This is a genomic window from Acidovorax sp. LjRoot38 (assembly GCF_964252975.1).
Classification (GTDB): domain Bacteria; phylum Pseudomonadota; class Gammaproteobacteria; order Burkholderiales; family Burkholderiaceae_C; genus Acidovorax; species Acidovorax facilis.
Genome location: NZ_CAXUPT020000023.1, coordinates 1 through 16944, shown reverse-complemented (window position 1 = coordinate 16944; position 16944 = coordinate 1). Strand labels below are relative to the sequence as shown.

Here is a 16944-nt window from a genome sequence, read left to right as displayed (position 1 = left end):
GGCCTGCACCTGCGCCCATCGAACGCCGCGCCGGCCCTTACTCCACTCTGCGGCGCAGTTCTTCCAGGTTCACCACAGTGATACCGCCGTACTCGATCTGCAGCACACCCTCGGCCTCCAGGCGCTTGAGTGCTGCGTTGCAGCGCTGGCGCGAGACACCGGACAGATTGGCGATTTCCTCCTGCGATACCTGCAGGTGAGGGTCGCTGCCAGGGTGCAGCCAGGGGTGGAAAAGGCCTGCCAGCGCTCGCGCCACCTGGCTGTCCGTGTCCAGCAGGTGGTGGGCCGTGAAATTGCCCAGAAACCAGTGCATGCGCTCGTTGATCTGGCGCAGCAGAAAGTGGTCAAAACTGCGCTGGGTGGCGTGCAGCCATTCAAAGGTGTCCACGGGTAAAAGCGCAACCCGGCTGGGGCGCAGCGCAATGATGTCCGCCGTACGCGGCACGCCACGCAGCAGGGTTCCTTCACCAAACCAGCTGCCTGCAGAAAGACCGCCGAGGGTCACCGAGCGCCCGTTGTCCGAGGTCACCGTCCACTTGAGCAGTCCTTCAACGGCACCATACCAGTGCAGGGGAACGTCGCCGCGCCGGCACAGGGCGCTGCCTTGGGCCACTTCGACTTCACGCAGGTCGTCCAGGACGCGTCGCCGCGCGCTCTCGTCCAGCAAGGGAAACCAGGCTGAGTTTTTCAGGAGATCGGCGACCGTCGGCGGCGCCAGTTTGACCAGCATGGTGTGAGGCTCCAGAGTGAAGGAGAAAGGCGTCCTCGTATACCCTGAGTCCAAATGTCATCGCGATGACTGAGTATGCAGACGCTAAAAAAAATAATGGGTGCATTACCATTTTCCACCAGTCCATGTCATGACAAAGCGCAAAGTCATCGTCACCATCGCTCCCACCGGTGGCATGGCCCACAAGTCGCAGAACCCGCACCTGCCCACCCAGCCCGGTGAAATTGCCGACGATGTCCAGCGGTGCTGGAACGCAGGGGCCAGCGTGGTGGCCATCCATGCGCGGCGCCCGGATGACGGCGCCACTTGCAACGCAGATATCTACCGCGACATCAACACCCGCATCCGGGCCAAAGGCTGCGACATCGTCATCAACAACTCTACCGGCGGTGGTGTGCATGGCGACATGGTGCGGCCGCTGTCCGGTGACCGCTGGGAGATCGCCTGGGAAGAGCGCATCAAGGGCATGGATGCGGGGGCCGAGATGTGCACCCTGGATGCCACCACGCTCAATCTGAGCTTTGACGGCCGCGAGATCCTCATGGACACCCCGCTCAGCAAGGGGCGCGAACTGGCACTGGGCATGAAGGCACGCGGCATCAAGCCCGAGTGGGAGGTGTTCAGCCCCACACACATCCTGCAGGATGCCACCACCTTGATCGATGAGGGGCACGACGAGGGCCCGCATTTCATCAACCTCGTGATGAACGTGCACCGCAGCTTCCAGAACGCCATGCCGTATTCGCCGCGCTACCTGCAGATGATGGTGGACACCCTGCCGCGCAACAGCATCTTTTGCGTGAGTGGCATCGGCCCCTCGCAGCTCGAAGCCAATGTGGCGGCGCTGCTGCTGGGTGGGCATGCCCGCGTGGGGCTGGAGGACAACCTGTATTTCCGCCAGGGCGAACTGGCCACCAATGTGCAGCTGACGGAGCGCATCGTGCGCATCATTCGGGAGCTGGACATGGAGCCCGCTTCGCCGGCAGAGGCCCGCGCCCTCATGGGTCTGCCCCGCGCAGGCGGCGTTCGCCCCGCCTTTGCGATCGATTGAGTTGTTGCGATTTCACCCACCAAGAAAGAGGAGACAGATGATGCAGACACGCCGCCAATTCATGAATCACCTGGGCTATGCAACCGCGCTGGGGGCACTGACTCCCTGGAGCGCGATGGCCCAGACGCTGGAGCAGGTGAAGATTTTCTACGGCTTCCCGGCGGGCAGCGCGGGTGACAGCGTGGCGCGCAGGGTGGGTGAGAAGCTGGCGGGTTCGTCGTATACCCGCAATGTCGCCGTGGTGGAGAACAAGCCCGGTGCCGGCGGGCGCATTGCGCTGGAGGCGCTCAAGGGCGCCCCCACCGATGGCAGCGTGCTCACGCTGTCGCCGTTTTCCTGCACGTCCATCTATCCGCACATCTACAGCAAACTCAGTTACGACCCCACGAAAGACTTCGTGCCGGTGTCCATCGCCGCCGTTATGCACCATGGGCTGGCCGTGGGGCCGCTGGTGCCAGCCTCGGTGAAGAACGTGAAGGACTTCCTGGCCTGGGCCAAGGCGAACCCGGGGCAGGCCAACTACGGCTCGCCAGCGGCGGGCTCTACCCCCCATTTCATCGGTGCGCTGCTGGGGCTGAACAACGGTGTGGACCTCAAGCATGTGCCCTACCGGGGCTCCATTCCCGGTGTGACCGATGTGGTGGGTGGGCAGATTGCCTCCATGGTGACGCCCAGCGGCGACTTCATTCCCAACCACAAGGCGGGCAAGCTGCGGTTGATCGCCACCTCTGGCCAGGCGCGTTCGCCGTTTTCGCCCGAGGTGCCCACCTTTGCGGAGCAGGGCTTCCCCGAGCTGACGACCGAGGAGTGGTTTGGCTTCTACGCACCCGCCAAGACAGCGGCCAGCGTGGTTGCAGCCGCCAACGCTGCCATCAACATGGCGATCAAGGAAAAGTCGGTGATCGACAGCCTGGCTGTGGTGGGCCTGATTGCCAAGGGCTCCACCGCCGCAGAGATGGCCGCATCGCAACAGGCGGAGGCAGATCGATGGGGGCCTCTGGTCAAGAAGATCGGCTTCACGGCCGAGTCCTGAAGGGCACGGACATGGATGCTTCCGTGAACCGGGTGGCGGTGGTCGCCACTGGCGTCATTGGTGCAAGCTGGGCTGCGTACTTTCTCGCTTGGGGGCTGGACGTGGATGCCACAGATCCTTCCCCGGGGGCCGAGCAGCGCCTGCACGATGCCGTGGCACAGCACTGGCCGGTGCTCCAACGGCAAGGGCTTGCGCCGGGCGCCAGCACGGCAAGGCTGCGCTTTCATGCTCGGCTGGAGGACGCCGTGGGGCAGGCGGACTTCGTGCAGGAAAACGGGCCGGAGCGGCTGGACTTCAAGGTGGATCTGCTGCGCCGCATAGACGAAGCCGCCCCGTCGCATGCCATCCTGGCTTCCAGCTCTTCAGGGCTCTCTGTTACGGCCATGCAGGCCCAGTGCAAACACCCGGAGCGCGTGGTGCTGGGCCATCCGTTCAACCCCCCGCACATGATCCCGCTGGTGGAGGTGGGAGGAGGCGAAAAGACATCGGCCCAGGCGATCACTACCGCGATGGATTTCTACACCGCCATCGGTAAGCGCCCCATCCATGTTCGGCGCGAAATCAAGGGGCACATTGCCAACCGCCTGCAGGCGGCGCTGTGGCGGGAGGCGTTTCATCTGGTCCACGAGGGGGTTGCCAGTGTGAGCGACATCGACACCGCCATTGCCCATGGCCCGGGGCTGCGCTGGGCGCTGATGGGGCCTTTCATGAACTTGCACCTCTCCGGCGGCGAAGGTGGAATCGCCCATTTGCTCGCGCACCTAGGCGGCCCCATCGAAGACTGGTGGCAGGACCTGGGGGCTCCGCAGATGACGCCAGCGCTGCAAAGCCGTGTCGCTGACGGCGTTACGCAGGCGCTTGGAGGGAGAACCAGTGCGGAGCTGGTGGCTGCACGCGACGCCTTGCTGGTAGACCTTCTGCGTGCCAAGCAAGATGCCCGCGTCCTGGACTGAGAGCGGCCAACAGAACCCTGCTGGCGTTGTTGCCGCGTCTTGCCGTACTACCCGTACTGCCTGCGACGCAGCGCCCGGCCAGAACCGCTTCGCTGAGTTTTGTTCGCCGGTCTGAATCCGCTATTGCACCGTGCGGTCCTGCCGCATGGGTTTATTCGACGGGTTCAACCAAGCGCTTCCAGCAGTGGTGCTGCGCACCGCCGCGCCGCTGGTTAGCGCTGTGTTGCCCATTTTTGTTGCTGCCCCAAGAACACGAGAGACCACCCACACCATGCACCCCGAATTTCTTGGCGATGAAAACCAAATCGCACCGCCCGCCACGGTGTTGGTCCATCAGGACGACGGCTCGTTCGTATTGCGTTCCCCCGTGGCGCTGGGCGCGTATGCGCGCTGCATCGGTGAATGGGTGGAGCAGTGGGCGCGCGAGACACCCCACGCGCTGGCCTTGGCGGAGCGTGACGAGACGGCCGAGCACTGGTGCACTCTGACCTATGGCGAATTGCGCCAGGCTGTGGGCGCCGTTGCGCAGTCATTGCTGGACCTGAAGCTGCCGGCGGGCCGCCCTATCGCCATTCTTTCCGACAACGCGGTAGACCACGCGGTGCTCATGCTGGCGGCGATGCATGTGGGCATCGCGCCCTGTTCCTTGTCGAGCGCCTATGCACGATCCCGTGACCCGGGCCGCCTGCACAGCATGCTTGCGGTGCTGGAGCCTTCGCTGGTTTATGCATCGGACGCCTCGGTCTACGCGCCCGCCCTGGCGGGGTACGCGTCCGATACCGTCAAGGTCTTCAGTCGCCATGCCGAGGCCGTGCCTGGCGCCTTGCCTTTTGCTCAACTGCTGGCGGGCCTAGAAAGCCCGGCCGTGTCGCAGGCGTTTGAGGCCATCCAGCCCGACGACCCTGCCAAGTACCTGTTGACGTCGGGCTCCACGGGCCATCCCAAGGTGGTCATCAACACCCACCGCATGCTGTGCGCCAACCAGCAGATGATGGCCCAGACCTGGCGGTTCCTGGCCCACGAAAAGCCTGTGCTGGTGGACTGGCTGCCGTGGAGCCACACCTTTGGCGGCAACCACAACCTCAACATGGTGCTGTGCCATGGGGGCGCGCTCTACATCGATGAAGGGCGGCCCGTGCCAGGGCTTATCGAGAAGACGGTGCGCAACCTGCGCGATGTGAAGCCGACGATGCTCTTCAATGTTCCGCGTGGTTTCGACATGCTGTTGCCGTTTCTGGAGGCAGACGCCGCGCTGGCCGCTGAAATCCTCTCGCGCATGCGCCTGGCGTTCTATGCCGCGGCAGCGCTGGCCCCTTCCACCTGGCAGCGGCTGGAGGCCGTGGCAGCACGCGTGCGGCCCGCGTCGCCGCTGTGGCTGACCACGTCCTGGGGATCCACGGAGACATCGCCCGCAGTGACCAGCGCCCACTGGCGCATGGACGGCGCTGGCTGTATCGGTGCGCCGTTGCCCGGGCTTGAACTCAAGCTGGTGCCCAACGGCAGCAAGCTCGAAATGCGGGTCAAGGGTGTATCGGTGTTTCCGGGCTACCGCAATGCACCCTCCGAGACGGCCGCCGCATTTGACAGCGATGGCTTCTACCGCATCGGTGACGCGGGATACCTGGTGGACCCTGTGCGGCCGGAGTGTGGCGTGGTCTTCAACGGCCGGGTGGCCGAGGATTTCAAGCTCTCCAGTGGGAGCTGGGTGTCGGTGGGCACGCTGCGGGTGGAACTGGTGTCCGAGTTGGCCCCCCTGGTGCAGGACATCGTGCTTACGGGCCACAACCGGGACGAAGTGGGCATGCTGGTGTTTCCCTCTGTCGCCGGTGCAGCGGACCGCGCGCGGCTGGACGACGCCCTGCGTGGTGTCATGCAGGCCCGCCGCACTGCTGGCGCGGGTTCATCGCAGTGCCCTGCGCGTGCACTGGTGATGGCGACGCCGCCCGACCCCGATGCAGGAGAAATCACCGACAAGGGCTATATCAACCAGGGCGCTGTGCTCTCGCGCCGTGCTGCACAGGTCGAGCTGCTGCATGCCGGCCCTGCTGCCCCCAACGTGATCTCAATCTGACGGGGTGCCGTGGCAGCGCCTTCTGCGGCTTTTCGAATCCACCCGTAAAAAAGGACCCGCTGCCTTGGGCAACGGGTCCTTATTTTGCGGGAAGGAATGATGGGGCATCACCCCGTCATGCCCTTCGCAACGGCTGAGATCAGACCGTGGCGTCCTTGAGCTTCTTCAGCGCGCGGGTCTTGATCTTCACGGCTGCAGGCTTGGCGGGGAACCAGCGCTCTTCACCGGTGAAGGGGTCTTTGCCGAAGCGTTTCTTCTTGGCGGGGATTTGCTGCAGGCCGATTTTCATGAGGCCGGGCAGCGTGAATTCGCCGGAGCCCTTCTTGTGCACCGAACCCAGGATGGTGGCTTCGAGTGCGGCCAGCACGGCCTTGGTGGCCTTGGGTTCCACACCAGCCTGCTCGGCCAGGTGGGCGATCAGCGTGGTCTTGTTGAAGGCAGTCTTGATCGGCTTGATGCCTGCAGCAACAGGCTTGGCCACTGGTGCGGCGGCCTTCTTCGCTGCGGGGGCTGCAGCCTTCTTGGCGGCAGGTGCCGCCTTCTTTGCAGCAGCAGGTGCTGCCGCCTTGACGGCCTTCTTCGCGGGCGCTGGAGTCTTTTTTGCAGTTGCCATGATGGTGATTCTTCTTTGTTCAGAGTTGCAATATGCCTCCCCCCAATGAAGGGAAGGTGCGCAATTTTAGGTGCGACTGCGGCATACCGTGCAAAAACGAAGACCCGCCAGCATTAGAGGCTTCTGAGAAGAGCTGTAGAAAGACGCTACGAGTGAGGGGCCGTGCGCAGTTGGCGTCTGCTGAAGGCCGTGTGTGCTGCGTGCGATCACGCGCTCGCATACATGCATGCACGCATGTGTCCGTCTTGCTGCTGCGTCAGCGGTGCGCAGGGGTCTCGTGGCGTTGGCGCCACTGGTGGTAGCGCTGGCGCTGCAGCGCCAGCAACTCCACCAGACCCCAGGCCAGCGCACAACCGAGGGTGCCGCACAGCAGGGCGATGCGGTGCACCTCAGTCCTGCGCTGCGGCTGCGTCTTCATAGTGGGTCCATCCGTCGGGGCTGGGCAAATCGAAGCTGGGCCAGCCCGGGGCATCGAAGAGTTCATCCAGCAGCCGCTGCAGTCCGAGCAATCTCCAGAGCATGATCGTGTGCCTCTTCGAAGGGTTGTGTCTGCGGGCAAGTTAACGCGCTTGTGTGACAGTTCCGAGTCGTTTCGCCGAATTCACACAGAGGCGTCATGGCGCTGTTGGCGCGTGCGGGCCGGGGCTATGCTTGCTGCCTATCGCCTTGCTGCACAGCCCCACGCCGCCATCGCCATCCACCATGAACACGCTGCCCGAGTTGCTGGCGCTCGAAAAAATCATCGAGCTGGGGGCACCCCATCTGCAGGTGCAGGTGGTTCGGCAGGTGCAGCTGGCGTCGGGCCACAGCTTTCCGATCCATGCCATCGGCGTGGGCAACCCGTCGCTGGACGTGCCTGCCATCGGCTTTTTCGGAGGCGTGCATGGGCTGGAGCGCATCGGCGCCGAGGTGGTCATCGCCTACTTGCAGAACGTGGTCATGCGGCTGCAGTGGGACACCACGCTGCACCGCCAGCTGGAGCAGATGCGCCTGGTTTTCATGCCGGTGGTCAACCCGGGTGGCATGTGGGCCGCCACGCGCGCCAACCCGCGCGGGGTGGACCTCATGCGCAATGCCCCGGTCGATGCCACGGATCGCGTGCCGCCCTGGATCGGCGGGCAACGCATCAGCGCGGGGCTGCCTTGGTACCGGGGGCGCGCGGGCGATGCCATGGAGGCCGAAAGCCAGGCGCTGTGCGAGGTGGTGGCCCAGGAGTTGCTGGCGCGGCCGTTCAGCATGGCCATCGACTGCCATTCGGGGTTTGGCGTGCGTGACCGCCTGTGGTTTCCGTTTGCCCACACGCGCAAGCCTATTGCGCACCTGGCCGAGTTGCATGCGCTGCAGGAGATCTTTCTGCAGGCCCACAGCCACCACCAGTACGTCATCGAGCCGCAAAGCGCCCAGTACCTGGCGCACGGCGACCTGTGGGACCACCTGTACCTGCAGGCCTGCCGCGAGGCGCCCACACACACCTTCCTGCCGCTCACGCTGGAGATGGGGTCGTGGCTGTGGATCAAGAAGAACCCGCGCCAGCTGTTTTCGCGCAACGGCATCTTCAACCCGCTCATCAACCACCGCCAGCAGCGGGTGCTGCGGCGCCATCTGTCACTGCTCGATTTTCTGGCCCGCGCGGCCTGTAGCCACGAGCGCTGGGTGCCAGCTCCCGAAGCGCGGGCGCAGCGCAGGGCGGATGCCCTGGCCGCGTGGTACTGAAGAGGTGTTCCCCATGCACCATCCATGGATTCTGCTCAGAGGCCTCACGCGCGAGGCCGCGCACTGGGGGGCGTTTGCCGAAGCGTTCAGGCACGCCCTGCCGGGTGCCCACGTTGTGGTGCAAGACCTGCCGGGCAATGGCCTGCTGCACCGGGCCGTGTCGCCCGCCACGGTGCGGGGCATGGTGGACGCCTGCCGTGCCCAGCTGGCCGCGCAAGGTGTGCGGCCACCTTTTCGGGTGCTGGCCATGTCGCTGGGCGCCATGGTGGCGACCGAGTGGGCGCGGGTGGCGCCGGAGGAGCTGGTGGGCTGTGTGTTGATCAACACCAGCCTGCGGCCCTTCAGCCCCTTCTACCAACGGCTGCGTCCAGCCAGTTATCTGCAGGTGCTGCGCTGCGCCACGCCTTGGAGCAGCCCGCTCACCATTGAACAGACCGTGCTGCGAATGACCAGCAACCTTGCCCACGCCAGGGGGGCGGTGGTAGACGATTGGGTGGCCCTGCGCAGGCAGCGACCGGTGTCGGCATCCAACGCCCTGCGCCAGTTGGTGGCTGCAGCGCGCTACACGGCGCCTGTTGCAACGCCCCTGGTGCCGGTCTCAGACAGCCCCCGCATCCTGCTGTTGGCCAGCCAGAACGATAGGCTGGTGTCTTGCCAGTGTTCGCAGGCCATTGCACGGGCGTGGGGGGTGCCGCTGCGCATGCATCCGTCGGCCGGACATGACCTGCCGCTGGATGACGCGCAGTGGGTTATTGGGCAGGTGCGGTCCTGGATGGAGGGCTCGCCGTGAGGTGGCGCAAACCCCGCGCTGGCGTTCACTCCCCCAGACCGGCAAGCCCGCCCTGGGCCACCAGTTCGCGGTACCACTCCTCGTAGCCAGCGCTGCTGGGGTGCAGGCCGTCGGCGGCGTTCAGTGCCTTGCTACGGGCCACGAACGGGTCTTCATGGCGTGGCTTGAGCAGGCGCACATAGCGCGCCTGGCGCGTGGCTGCGACGTCTTTGACGATGGCGTGCAGGTCCTCAGAGCGGTGCGACATCACCCACGAAACCGGGGGGATGAAAAACGGCGCATGCCCCACGTTCCCACACGGCATCAGCACCACGTGCTGGCCCTTTTGTTGTGCAAGGGTTACCACCTGCTCGATCTGGGGGCGCAGGGTATCCAGCGCTGTCAACCGGATCACGTCGTTGCCACCCGCGAGCACCAGCACCAGGTCGTAGCCCGCAGACGCCCGATCCAGCTGGGCGGCCACGTCGGCGTAGCGTGCACCGTTGGCGGCCAGGTTGTCGATGTGCCACTTCGGGTGGTCCTGGCCAATGCGCCCGGGCAGACTGTCGAGCGGGGCATTGGCCCCTGTGCCCACGGCCGTGCTGTCGCCCACCACCAGAACCCGCCGCACGGGTTGACCCGGTTGCGCAGTGTAGGGCTGGGCCTCGCGGGCCAGGTCTGCGGCGGTCCACATGCGCCAGGGCGCGCAGGCGGTGAGCAAGAGTGCGCCTGTGGCAATGGCCACCAGGGTCACCATGCGGCGCGAGGATGCGGGGCGGGTACGGACGGCGTGTTTCATGGGCTGGAGCAAGAGTAGGACCTTGCTGCAGCCTACCGGCGGGCAGGGGCCGGATGCGTCGGTGGCGGGCAACGGAGCGAGTAGGACGGGCGCGTAGGACGGGCGCGTAGGACGGGCGCGCCGCTACAGTCGGCTACTGCTTGAAAACCACAGCTTCCAGCGCCATCGCCCGGATCGACGCGGCCGCAGCCTCTGCCTTCGCCCGGCTTTCATAGGGCCCCACGCGCACGCGGATGCGGCGGCCCTTGGCGTTGTTCAGCTCCTGGCGAAAGGCGGGTAGCCCTTCGTTGAGCAAGCGAGCCTGGGCCTTGCGGGCGTTGGCCTCGTCGGCAAACAGGCCCACGTTGATGTAGTAGCCCGCCGCCGTGCCCACGGTGGGGAGAGGGGCTGAGGATGCTGGCGCAGCGGCCGAAGCGGAGGCTTTGGGCGTTTTGGCCTTGGCTGCAGAGGCCGCGCGGCTGGCGGGCTCGGCGGGGGGCGTCGTCTTTGCAGAGGGCTTGGGGGCTGCCGTGGCGGGCGCTGAAGAGGGCGTTTTGGACACCGTGGAGGCTGCAGAGAGCGTAGCCGGAGCGGGGCGGTTGGCCTCAGAGGATCGCGCTGGCGTGCTAGCTGTTGCTGCGGCCTTTGGCGCTGGGGTTGCCGGGGCCGCTGCCGGTTTCGCCGGGTCAGGGGCCGAGGCGGTGGTGGCGGGAAGGGCGGGGGTAGGGGGCTCTTGTGCAGGAACCGGAACAGGTACGGGTGCTGGTGCTGGTGAAGGCGCCGCCGCAATGGCAGCGGCTGGTGCAGAAGCCGCTGCGCTGGGCCGGGATGCTGCTGCCGCCGTGGCTTGCGCCACCGTTACGGCGGGCTCCAGGGCCAGCGGCTTGGTGTCTGAAGGGGCCCATACCAGATAAGCCAGCGCGACTGCGGCCACCAGCACCAGGTTGGCCAGCACCAGTGCCTGCAGCCGCTTGCGTGAGCTGGCCTGCTTCTCCAGCAGCACACAGGCCTCAGGCAGCGTGCGTGAGGCCGCCAGCGCGCGGGCCACCCGTTTGCGGATGTCGGCATACAGGATGGCGTTGCCATACAGGCCCGGCACCGCAAAGGCCAGCATTGCAAAGGCGCCCAGCACGCCCAGTTCCACGCCCGGCGGCCATTGCAGGAAGGTCCGGCCGATGCCATACACGATGAGCGCCAGCCCTTCGGCCGCCGCCAAGTAGACCAGCGCGGGGGTCCACAACTGCCGGAACAGCATCCAGTTGAGCGTGGCAAGGCAGGCCGCCCAGTTCCAGGTGGTGGTGGTGCGGCCCGTGTTGTCAAAGCGCTCGAAAACGGCCATGTAGTAGGTCGTGTTCACGGGCCCCAGCGCCAGCCGGGACAGCGCCGTCATGGCGTTGTCGGACGGTGAGTCGAGCGACATGGCCGGGATGATGGAGGCGACAGGGTCCGTGTGGTCGAGCATGGGCCGATTCTGTCATGGGCCGATGTTTGCGCCACCTGGTTTGCGCGCGGGTCAGCGCGGGCGCAACGCTCTGGCCTGATTTCGTTTGGCCCACGCGGGCCTCGCCACTGGACTTTGATTAAAAATGGCCTCTAGCGCTTATCTTTTAAGCGCTAGTAGCTATTAATAGTATAGCGTTTGCCGCAATGGCTGTGGCGTGTCAGGCACCGCGCACCATCGCCATGATCTTCCCCGCGTCCAGCGTGGCGGCCTTTTGCTGGATCTGCGGCAGGTACTGCGACTGCATCTGCTTGGCGGGGCCCAGCAGGTTCTGGAAGGTATCGCGCAGCATGGCCGTGCTCATGACCCGGCCCCCGGCGTAGTAGCGCTTGGCCACCTGTCCCAGCGCGTAGGTGGTGGCAAACGAAAACGCCATGCCCGTGGCGGCGCTGCCCAGCCCGCCGATGGTCCGGCCCGCCGCCTTGCCCAGCAGGCCACCCAGCAGCTTGCGGCCAAACTGCTCTAGGTACTGGGACGTCATGCCCACGCCCGCAGCGGCGATGAACTCCTTGATGTGGCCCTGGTCCAGCTCTACGCCATGGGCCTTGCCAATGCCGTACACCATCTTCACTTGCATGGGGATGATGGCCATTGACGCCCAGGACTGCGGCAGCAACTCCAGCGCACCGTTGAGCAGCGCGTAGTTGAGGATGGATTTGTCCAGCTCGGCATCCAAAGCACTGCTGGGGGCTGCGGCGGCTGCCCCTGGGAACGCGATAGGCGCGGACACAGGCACGGATAAAGGCACGGCCTTTTCCGCCACATCCACGATTGCATCGGCTTCCCGGTCAAACGCGTCGGTCTGCGGTGCGCCCAGCTGCAGCGCCGTCTTCAGGCCGCTCAGAAACTCGCGTTCTGCCGCCGTCTGGCGGCCATCCACGTCGCACACACACACGGCCATCTCGTAGGCCAGCTGGCGGTGCATGGGGTCGCTTAGGGCCTGCACCGCCGCCTGCACGCTGGTGCGCCGGAGCAGCACGTCCTGGTAGATGCGTGGAAGGTCCGCCATGCCAGCGTCGCCCGCGAGCGACTGGGCAATGCGGCGGATCTCTTCGCGCTCGGCGTCGTCCTTGTTGCCGTCCGCAAACGCGGCCAGGAGGGCGATGGTGAGAATGGATTTTTGCTGGTCCAGGTTCATGGGGTGTTGCCTGCAAGGCGTTGGGTAAAAACGGTGGTGCGCTCGCCTGGGTGGGCTGGCCGCGCGCATGGGATCAGATGCAGTCTAGGCAACGGAGTTTCAACGCCACAGCCTGTGGGGATTTGGGCGCGCGTGGTAACTGGGTGTTTCGGGGGCGGGCCGGGTTATCCCTTGGGTATTTTGGCGACTGTGCGCCAGCGCCCGGCGTGCCTACAGTGCCTGCAGTGCCAACAGGTCTCCACGGCTGTGGAGGCGGCTGACCCTGAAAAATCCCCTTGTTGTGGAGTGCACACTATGAACATCGCCCACCTGCTGCGCCGCAGTGCTTTGCTGCATGCCCACCAGCCCGCTGTACTCCAGGGGAGTGACGTGCTGTGGTCCTACGGCGACCTGGGCGCACGCGCTGCCGCCTTGGCCGCCTATCTGCACACGCAATGCGGCGTGGCCCCCGGTGACCGAGTGGCCATCTACGCCGCCAATGCGCCCGAGTACCTGGACGCCCTGCACGCCATCGTGTGGGCCGGGGCCGTGTCGCTGCCGGTCAACTACAAGCTGCATGCCAAAGAACTGGCCTACGTGCTGGCCGACTCCGGCGCGCGTGTGGTGCTGGCATCGCAGGCGTTGGCACCGGCCGCGCGCGAGGCCGGGGCGGCGGATGCCGGTCTGCTGGTGTTCGGCTCCGAAGCGTACCGCGCCGCCGTCACGCACGCGCCCATGGACGTTTGCGACCGTGCACCCGAGGATGTCGCCTCACTGTTCTACACCTCCGGCACCACTGGCCGCCCGAAGGGGGTGATGCAGACCCACCGCAATCTGCTGGCCATGACGGCCTGCTACTTCACCGACGTAGACGATGTGCTGCCCGGCGACGCCATGGTCTACGCCGCGCCCATGTCGCACGGCGCTGGCCTCTACAACTACGCCCAGGTGCTGCGCGGCGGGCGGCATGTGGTGCCGCTGTCGGGTGGCTTTGAGCCTGCGGAGCTGGTGCAGCTTGCGGCCAGCGTGGGCCAGCTCACGTTGTTTGCTGCGCCCACCATGGTGCACCGCCTGGTGGACCATGTGCGCGCCACGGGTGCCGATGTGAGCGGCTTCAAGACCATCGTCTACGGTGGCGGTCCCATGTATGCCGACGACCTGCGCAACGCGCTGGCCGTGATCGGCAACCGCTTCGTGCAGATCTACGGCCAGGGCGAAAGCCCAATGACGATCACCGCCCTGTCGCGCGCCCAGCTGGCCGACCGCAACCACCCGCGCTGGGCCGAGCGCATGGTATCGGTCGGCGTGGCGCAGTCGCTGGTGGAGGTGCGTGTGGTCGATGCTGCAGGCCAGCCGATGCCCACAGGCGAGACCGGGGAGGTGGTGGTGCGCGGCGACACCGTCATGCCCGGCTACTGGAACAACCCCGAAGCCACGGCGCAGACGCTGCGCGATGGCTGGCTCTACACCGGCGACATGGGCGCGCTGGATGCCGATGGTTTCCTCACCCTCAAGGACCGCTCCAAGGACGTGATCATCTCTGGCGGCTCCAACATCTACCCGCGCGAGGTGGAGGAGGTGCTTCTGCTGCACCCCCAGGTGCGCGAGGTGGCCGTGGTGGGGCAGCTCGATGCGGAATGGGGCGAGGTGCCTGTGGCCTTTGTGGTGGCGGAGGAGGGCGTGAGCCCTGATGCACTGGACGCGCTGTGCCTGGCCCATATAGCCCGTTTCAAGCGCCCTCGGCTGTACCGCTTTGTGCAGGCTTTGCCCAAGAACAGCTATGGCAAAGTGCCAAAGACAGCACTTCGAGAGATGCTCTCGGCGGATCGAACGGGTTAGCGCGGGTGTTCGGCGTCTTTGTCAGTTTGCGCAGCAGAGAACGCACGGGCGCTGCGTCAACGAAATTATTCAGCGGTGCTAATCCGTGGCCAAGCTTCCCAGCACCATTCCGCCCCATTCCTGCAGCTGCTTTTGTTTCTCGTCATCCGTCAACTGGTTCGCATCCTGCTGCCGTTTCAATTGCTTCAGCAAGGGCAGCAAATCTGTCTGCTTTGACTGCACATGAGCTGGCTCTGCCGTGTTCTCGGTGATCTTGTTGTTTTCCACCTTGAGGACGTGCAGCGATTGCGAGGCGGCCTGCGTGATCAGTGCGCGCACAGGCTCATCCTTCTCGTAGCCTAGCTCTACCTGCGTGCTGCTGCTGTCTTCCACCTTTTCGTAGGAATAGTTCTGGGTTGCAGAGTCTGATGTCAACTTTGGTGCTGCTCTTGAGTGCAGCGATTGGTGATAGGCAGCAGAAAGCTTGGCGGACTGGGTCTGGGTGAAGCCGCGGTTGCTGGGGGATGAGCCGGAGATCTGAGTGGACTGTTTGAGTGTGTATTCGAAGGTGTCAACCTCTTTGGTGCGGCGCGGATTGGACGCACGGCGGGTTGCGGCAATCGATGCATCAAAGTCCGCCAGGCCGGTGAGCAGGCTCTTGTCACCTTCACTGAAGGCGTTAGCGTCGCGCGTCAGATCGACCGGGTCGCCAATGCTGATACTGGCGCTGCCTGACCTCCCAGGGGAGTTTGCCGATTCATAGCTGCCGTTCAGGGCGGCGAAGCTGGACTTGAACAGGTCAACCAAGCCGCTGTCTGCATGCCCGCGCTCTGCTGCCTTGTCGATGCGGCTGAGGTACTGTCGCACGGCGTAGGCCTTCTGGTCTGCGGTGCCCCATAGCGCGGGCTGCCGCAAATCGGTTTTCATTCTTACGGTGCCTTCAGGGCTCTTGAGTTCAATCTCGCGGGTTTTGGCGTCTGCGCTGATGTTGGCACCGAGCTTCAGGATGCGGACGCCATCCTGGTCCACCCCATAGATATCCACCTTGAATTCCAGCTTGGTGAAGAGCTTGCTATCGAACTTCAGCAGACCGTCCAGCCGCAGCACAGGGGATTCAGCCGTCAAGCCCTCGATAGCAAGATCGAAACCTTCTGCCAGAGATTGGAGTGCGTCCTTTTCCTGCTGCGTAAGGTTGCCATCCACCTCGATCTGCACAGCGATGCCAGAGCCTGTGGCGCGTTGCTCCCGCTGGTCGGCTATGGAGATCCGCACCGTGGCGCCAGATTGAGTGGTGATGGCAAATGTCGCACTGGCGCTGGGGCTGGATTGAATGCCCCACATAGCGCCAGTAGCCTTGCCTTGAATTTTGTCGGGCGAACTCACTGCACCCAGGTTCACCACAGTCTGACGGTAGCTCGAGCCGGTGCGGGCGGCCTGCTCTATCAGGGCGGACCCCAAACCGGCAAACCGCGCCTTTTCCGTCGTGGCGCTCGCGTTTCGGCCGATGATCTGATCCACAGCGGTCGTTGGTGTCTGCTCCCATACCTGCATTTGCCGGCTGCTGGTCTGCGATGGGGCGATTGCTTCGTAGGTGACGTCGATCGACTCCATCGCCGAGGGCCACTGGGTAACGTGCAGAAACCGGGTGTCACCCATCGTCGAAGGCACGGCTTCCGGGATGGCAGATGGAGTGAAGTTTGTGACGCTGTTGCGGGTCACGTCCGGCGATACGGCGCTCGCTATCGGTACGCGTGAAGAAGCCTGCGCAGAGGCCGTCACCGATGCTGGGGTGGAATTTCCTGACGGGCTCCAGCTTGTGGAAAGAGGGGAGAGGCTGATCGCACTCATTCAGGATATTTCATAGCTGTCTGACGGATATCGGCAGAAACGAGGAGGACTGAAGCCTGGCGTTCTGCGCTAGCGTGCAACACCACACTAGAGAACACTGGGGCAGGAAGCGGGCGCTTCAGGGGCACAAAAGCGCCCTCCTGCGAAGGCCAATGCATTGGTCTACCATCCAGCTCTGATTTTTTGAGCTTGCCATGACTACCAAAACCCTCAAGATCGATTTCGTCTCCGATGTCTCCTGCCCCTGGTGCATCATCGGCCTCAAAGCGCTGGAGCAGGCGGCCGATCGCCTGAAGGGCGAAGTGGCCCTTGACATGCACTTTCAGCCTTTCGAGCTGAACCCACAGATGGGCCCCGAGGGCCAGGACATCAACGAGCATCTGCAGGAAAAGTATGGCTCCACGCCCGAGCAGCTCGAACGCAACCGCGAGGCCATTGCCGCGCGTGGCGCGGACTTGGGGTTCACCTTTGGTAAAGGCAAACGCAGCCGCGTTTACAACACTTTTGACGCGCACCGTCTGCTGCACTGGGCCGAAGAGAAGGGCTTGCAGCCGCAGCTCAAGCATGCGCTGTTCAAAGCCTATTTCACCGATGGGCAAGACCCGAGCAACCACGAAGTGCTGGTGCGCGTGGCGGGTGAGGTCGGGCTGAATGTGGACGAGGCGCGTGAACTATTGGCGTCTGACCGTTTTGCCGAAGAGGTGCGCGAGCGTGAGCAGTTGTATTTGCAAAATGGCATCCACTCGGTGCCCGCCATCATCATCAACGAGCGCCACCTGATTCAAGGTGGTCAGCCGGTGGAGGTGTTTGAGCAGGCGCTGCGGCAGATTGCCAGCCAGGCTTGATGAATACTATTGTTTTGATAGCTGCTGGCGCTTGATGGATAAGCGCTAGGAGCTGGTTTTATATAAAAAACAGAAAGGGGCCATGGCCCCTTTCTGTTTTCTGT

The 16944-nt window shown here is 64.6% G+C and carries 16 protein-coding genes; 8 read left to right on the top strand and 8 right to left on the bottom strand.

Going from position 1 to position 16944, the window contains the following annotated elements; all coding sequences use genetic code 11:
• Positions 1–37 precede the first annotated feature (37 nt).
• Positions 38–730, bottom strand: a complete 693-nt coding sequence (locus ACSQ22_RS24950) for a Crp/Fnr family transcriptional regulator (RefSeq protein WP_436131840.1) — start codon at positions 728–730, stop codon at positions 38–40.
• 130 nt (positions 731–860) lie between these two features.
• Between ACSQ22_RS24950 and ACSQ22_RS24945 the strand changes: the two genes are divergently transcribed.
• From ACSQ22_RS24945 to ACSQ22_RS24930, 4 genes are all read left to right on the top strand, one after another.
• A complete protein-coding gene (locus tag ACSQ22_RS24945) occupies positions 861–1781 on the top strand; it encodes a 3-keto-5-aminohexanoate cleavage protein (RefSeq protein WP_055393320.1) in 921 nt (306 codons plus the stop codon).
• A 40-nt stretch (positions 1782–1821) separates the two neighbouring features.
• The gene (locus ACSQ22_RS24940) at positions 1822–2814 is read left to right on the top strand and encodes a Bug family tripartite tricarboxylate transporter substrate binding protein (protein ID WP_436131839.1); all 993 of its coding nucleotides are present in this window, start codon (positions 1822–1824) and stop codon (positions 2812–2814) included.
• Positions 2815–2825: 11 nt separating this feature from the next.
• Positions 2826–3767 carry a 3-hydroxyacyl-CoA dehydrogenase NAD-binding domain-containing protein gene (locus tag ACSQ22_RS24935; RefSeq protein ID WP_436131838.1) on the top strand — a complete coding sequence of 314 codons (942 nt, stop codon included), beginning with the start codon at positions 2826–2828 and terminating at the stop codon, positions 3765–3767.
• A gap of 271 nt (positions 3768–4038) precedes the next feature.
• Positions 4039–5838, top strand: coding sequence for a feruloyl-CoA synthase (locus tag ACSQ22_RS24930; protein ID WP_436131837.1), 1800 nt, complete (start codon positions 4039–4041; stop codon positions 5836–5838).
• Between the two features lie 139 nt (positions 5839–5977).
• Here ACSQ22_RS24930 and ACSQ22_RS24925 read toward each other — a convergent pair whose 3' ends face one another.
• The 3 genes from ACSQ22_RS24925 to ACSQ22_RS24915 form a co-directional block, all read right to left on the bottom strand.
• A complete protein-coding gene (locus tag ACSQ22_RS24925) occupies positions 5978–6451 on the bottom strand; it encodes an HU family DNA-binding protein (RefSeq protein ID WP_121421155.1) in 474 nt (157 codons plus the stop codon).
• Positions 6452–6707: 256 nt separating this feature from the next.
• A complete protein-coding gene (locus ACSQ22_RS24920) occupies positions 6708–6869 on the bottom strand; it encodes a hypothetical protein (protein ID WP_176887027.1) in 162 nt (53 codons plus the stop codon).
• Complete coding sequence (locus ACSQ22_RS24915) at positions 6841–6972, bottom strand: hypothetical protein (protein WP_255354175.1); 132 nt, start codon at positions 6970–6972, stop codon at positions 6841–6843. Before ACSQ22_RS24915 ends, ACSQ22_RS24920 begins: the two co-directional genes overlap by 29 nt.
• Before the next feature lie 181 nt (positions 6973–7153).
• Between ACSQ22_RS24915 and ACSQ22_RS24910 the strand changes: the two genes are divergently transcribed.
• On the top strand, positions 7154–8164 hold the full coding sequence (locus ACSQ22_RS24910) for a M14 family zinc carboxypeptidase (protein WP_121421154.1): 1011 nt from the start codon (positions 7154–7156) through the stop codon (positions 8162–8164).
• Positions 8165–8177: 13 nt separating this feature from the next.
• Positions 8178–8954, top strand: a complete 777-nt coding sequence (locus ACSQ22_RS24905; RefSeq protein ID WP_436131836.1) for an alpha/beta fold hydrolase — start codon at positions 8178–8180, stop codon at positions 8952–8954.
• Positions 8955–8979: 25 nt separating this feature from the next.
• Here ACSQ22_RS24905 and ACSQ22_RS24900 read toward each other — a convergent pair whose 3' ends face one another.
• The 3 genes from ACSQ22_RS24900 to ACSQ22_RS24890 form a co-directional block, all read right to left on the bottom strand.
• Positions 8980–9732: a GDSL-type esterase/lipase family protein gene (locus ACSQ22_RS24900; RefSeq protein WP_436131835.1), complete on the bottom strand. Its 753-nt coding sequence runs from the start codon at positions 9730–9732 to the stop codon at positions 8980–8982.
• Positions 9733–9865: 133 nt separating this feature from the next.
• A complete protein-coding gene (locus tag ACSQ22_RS24895; RefSeq protein WP_436131834.1) occupies positions 9866–11173 on the bottom strand; it encodes an SPOR domain-containing protein in 1308 nt (435 codons plus the stop codon).
• A 199-nt stretch (positions 11174–11372) separates the two neighbouring features.
• Positions 11373–12350 (bottom strand): YcjF family protein, encoded by a 978-nt coding sequence (locus ACSQ22_RS24890; RefSeq protein ID WP_436131833.1) that lies wholly within the window; start codon positions 12348–12350, stop codon positions 11373–11375.
• 294 nt (positions 12351–12644) lie between these two features.
• Here ACSQ22_RS24890 and ACSQ22_RS24885 point away from each other — a divergent pair, with 294 nt between their 5' ends.
• The gene (locus tag ACSQ22_RS24885; protein ID WP_436131832.1) at positions 12645–14168 is read left to right on the top strand and encodes an AMP-binding protein; all 1524 of its coding nucleotides are present in this window, start codon (positions 12645–12647) and stop codon (positions 14166–14168) included.
• 78 nt (positions 14169–14246) lie between these two features.
• On the opposite strand, the gene ACSQ22_RS24880 is transcribed toward ACSQ22_RS24885, so the two are convergent.
• Positions 14247–15995: a hypothetical protein gene (locus ACSQ22_RS24880; protein ID WP_436131831.1), complete on the bottom strand. Its 1749-nt coding sequence runs from the start codon at positions 15993–15995 to the stop codon at positions 14247–14249.
• Between the two features lie 194 nt (positions 15996–16189).
• On the opposite strand from ACSQ22_RS24880, the gene ACSQ22_RS24875 reads away from it, so the two are divergent.
• On the top strand, positions 16190–16840 hold the full coding sequence (locus ACSQ22_RS24875) for a DsbA family oxidoreductase (protein WP_121421146.1): 651 nt from the start codon (positions 16190–16192) through the stop codon (positions 16838–16840).
• The last annotated feature ends 104 nt before the right edge of the window (positions 16841–16944 follow it).

Excerpts from the sequence above, each read along its gene's own strand:
- ACSQ22_RS24880 (WP_436131831.1), bottom strand. The coding sequence starts at position 15,995 with ATGAGTGCGATCAGCCTCTCCCCTCTTTCCACAAGCTGGAGCCCGTCA.
- ACSQ22_RS24910 (WP_121421154.1), top strand. The coding sequence starts at position 7,154 with ATGAACACGCTGCCCGAGTTGCTGGCGCTCGAAAAAATCATCGAGCTG.
- ACSQ22_RS24945 (WP_055393320.1), top strand. The coding sequence starts at position 861 with ATGACAAAGCGCAAAGTCATCGTCACCATCGCTCCCACCGGTGGCATG.
- ACSQ22_RS24895 (WP_436131834.1), bottom strand. The coding sequence starts at position 11,173 with ATGCTCGACCACACGGACCCTGTCGCCTCCATCATCCCGGCCATGTCG.
- ACSQ22_RS24935 (WP_436131838.1), top strand. The coding sequence starts at position 2,826 with ATGGATGCTTCCGTGAACCGGGTGGCGGTGGTCGCCACTGGCGTCATT.
- ACSQ22_RS24900 (WP_436131835.1), bottom strand. The coding sequence starts at position 9,732 with ATGAAACACGCCGTCCGTACCCGCCCCGCATCCTCGCGCCGCATGGTG.
- ACSQ22_RS24885 (WP_436131832.1), top strand. The coding sequence starts at position 12,645 with ATGAACATCGCCCACCTGCTGCGCCGCAGTGCTTTGCTGCATGCCCAC.
- ACSQ22_RS24905 (WP_436131836.1), top strand. The coding sequence starts at position 8,178 with ATGCACCATCCATGGATTCTGCTCAGAGGCCTCACGCGCGAGGCCGCG.
- ACSQ22_RS24875 (WP_121421146.1), top strand. The coding sequence starts at position 16,190 with ATGACTACCAAAACCCTCAAGATCGATTTCGTCTCCGATGTCTCCTGC.
- ACSQ22_RS24920 (WP_176887027.1), bottom strand. The coding sequence starts at position 6,869 with ATGAAGACGCAGCCGCAGCGCAGGACTGAGGTGCACCGCATCGCCCTG.
- ACSQ22_RS24930 (WP_436131837.1), top strand. The coding sequence starts at position 4,039 with ATGCACCCCGAATTTCTTGGCGATGAAAACCAAATCGCACCGCCCGCC.
- ACSQ22_RS24940 (WP_436131839.1), top strand. The coding sequence starts at position 1,822 with ATGCAGACACGCCGCCAATTCATGAATCACCTGGGCTATGCAACCGCG.
- ACSQ22_RS24915 (WP_255354175.1), bottom strand. The coding sequence starts at position 6,972 with ATGCTCTGGAGATTGCTCGGACTGCAGCGGCTGCTGGATGAACTCTTC.
- ACSQ22_RS24950 (WP_436131840.1), bottom strand. The coding sequence starts at position 730 with ATGCTGGTCAAACTGGCGCCGCCGACGGTCGCCGATCTCCTGAAAAAC.
- ACSQ22_RS24890 (WP_436131833.1), bottom strand. The coding sequence starts at position 12,350 with ATGAACCTGGACCAGCAAAAATCCATTCTCACCATCGCCCTCCTGGCC.
- ACSQ22_RS24925 (WP_121421155.1), bottom strand. The coding sequence starts at position 6,451 with ATGGCAACTGCAAAAAAGACTCCAGCGCCCGCGAAGAAGGCCGTCAAG.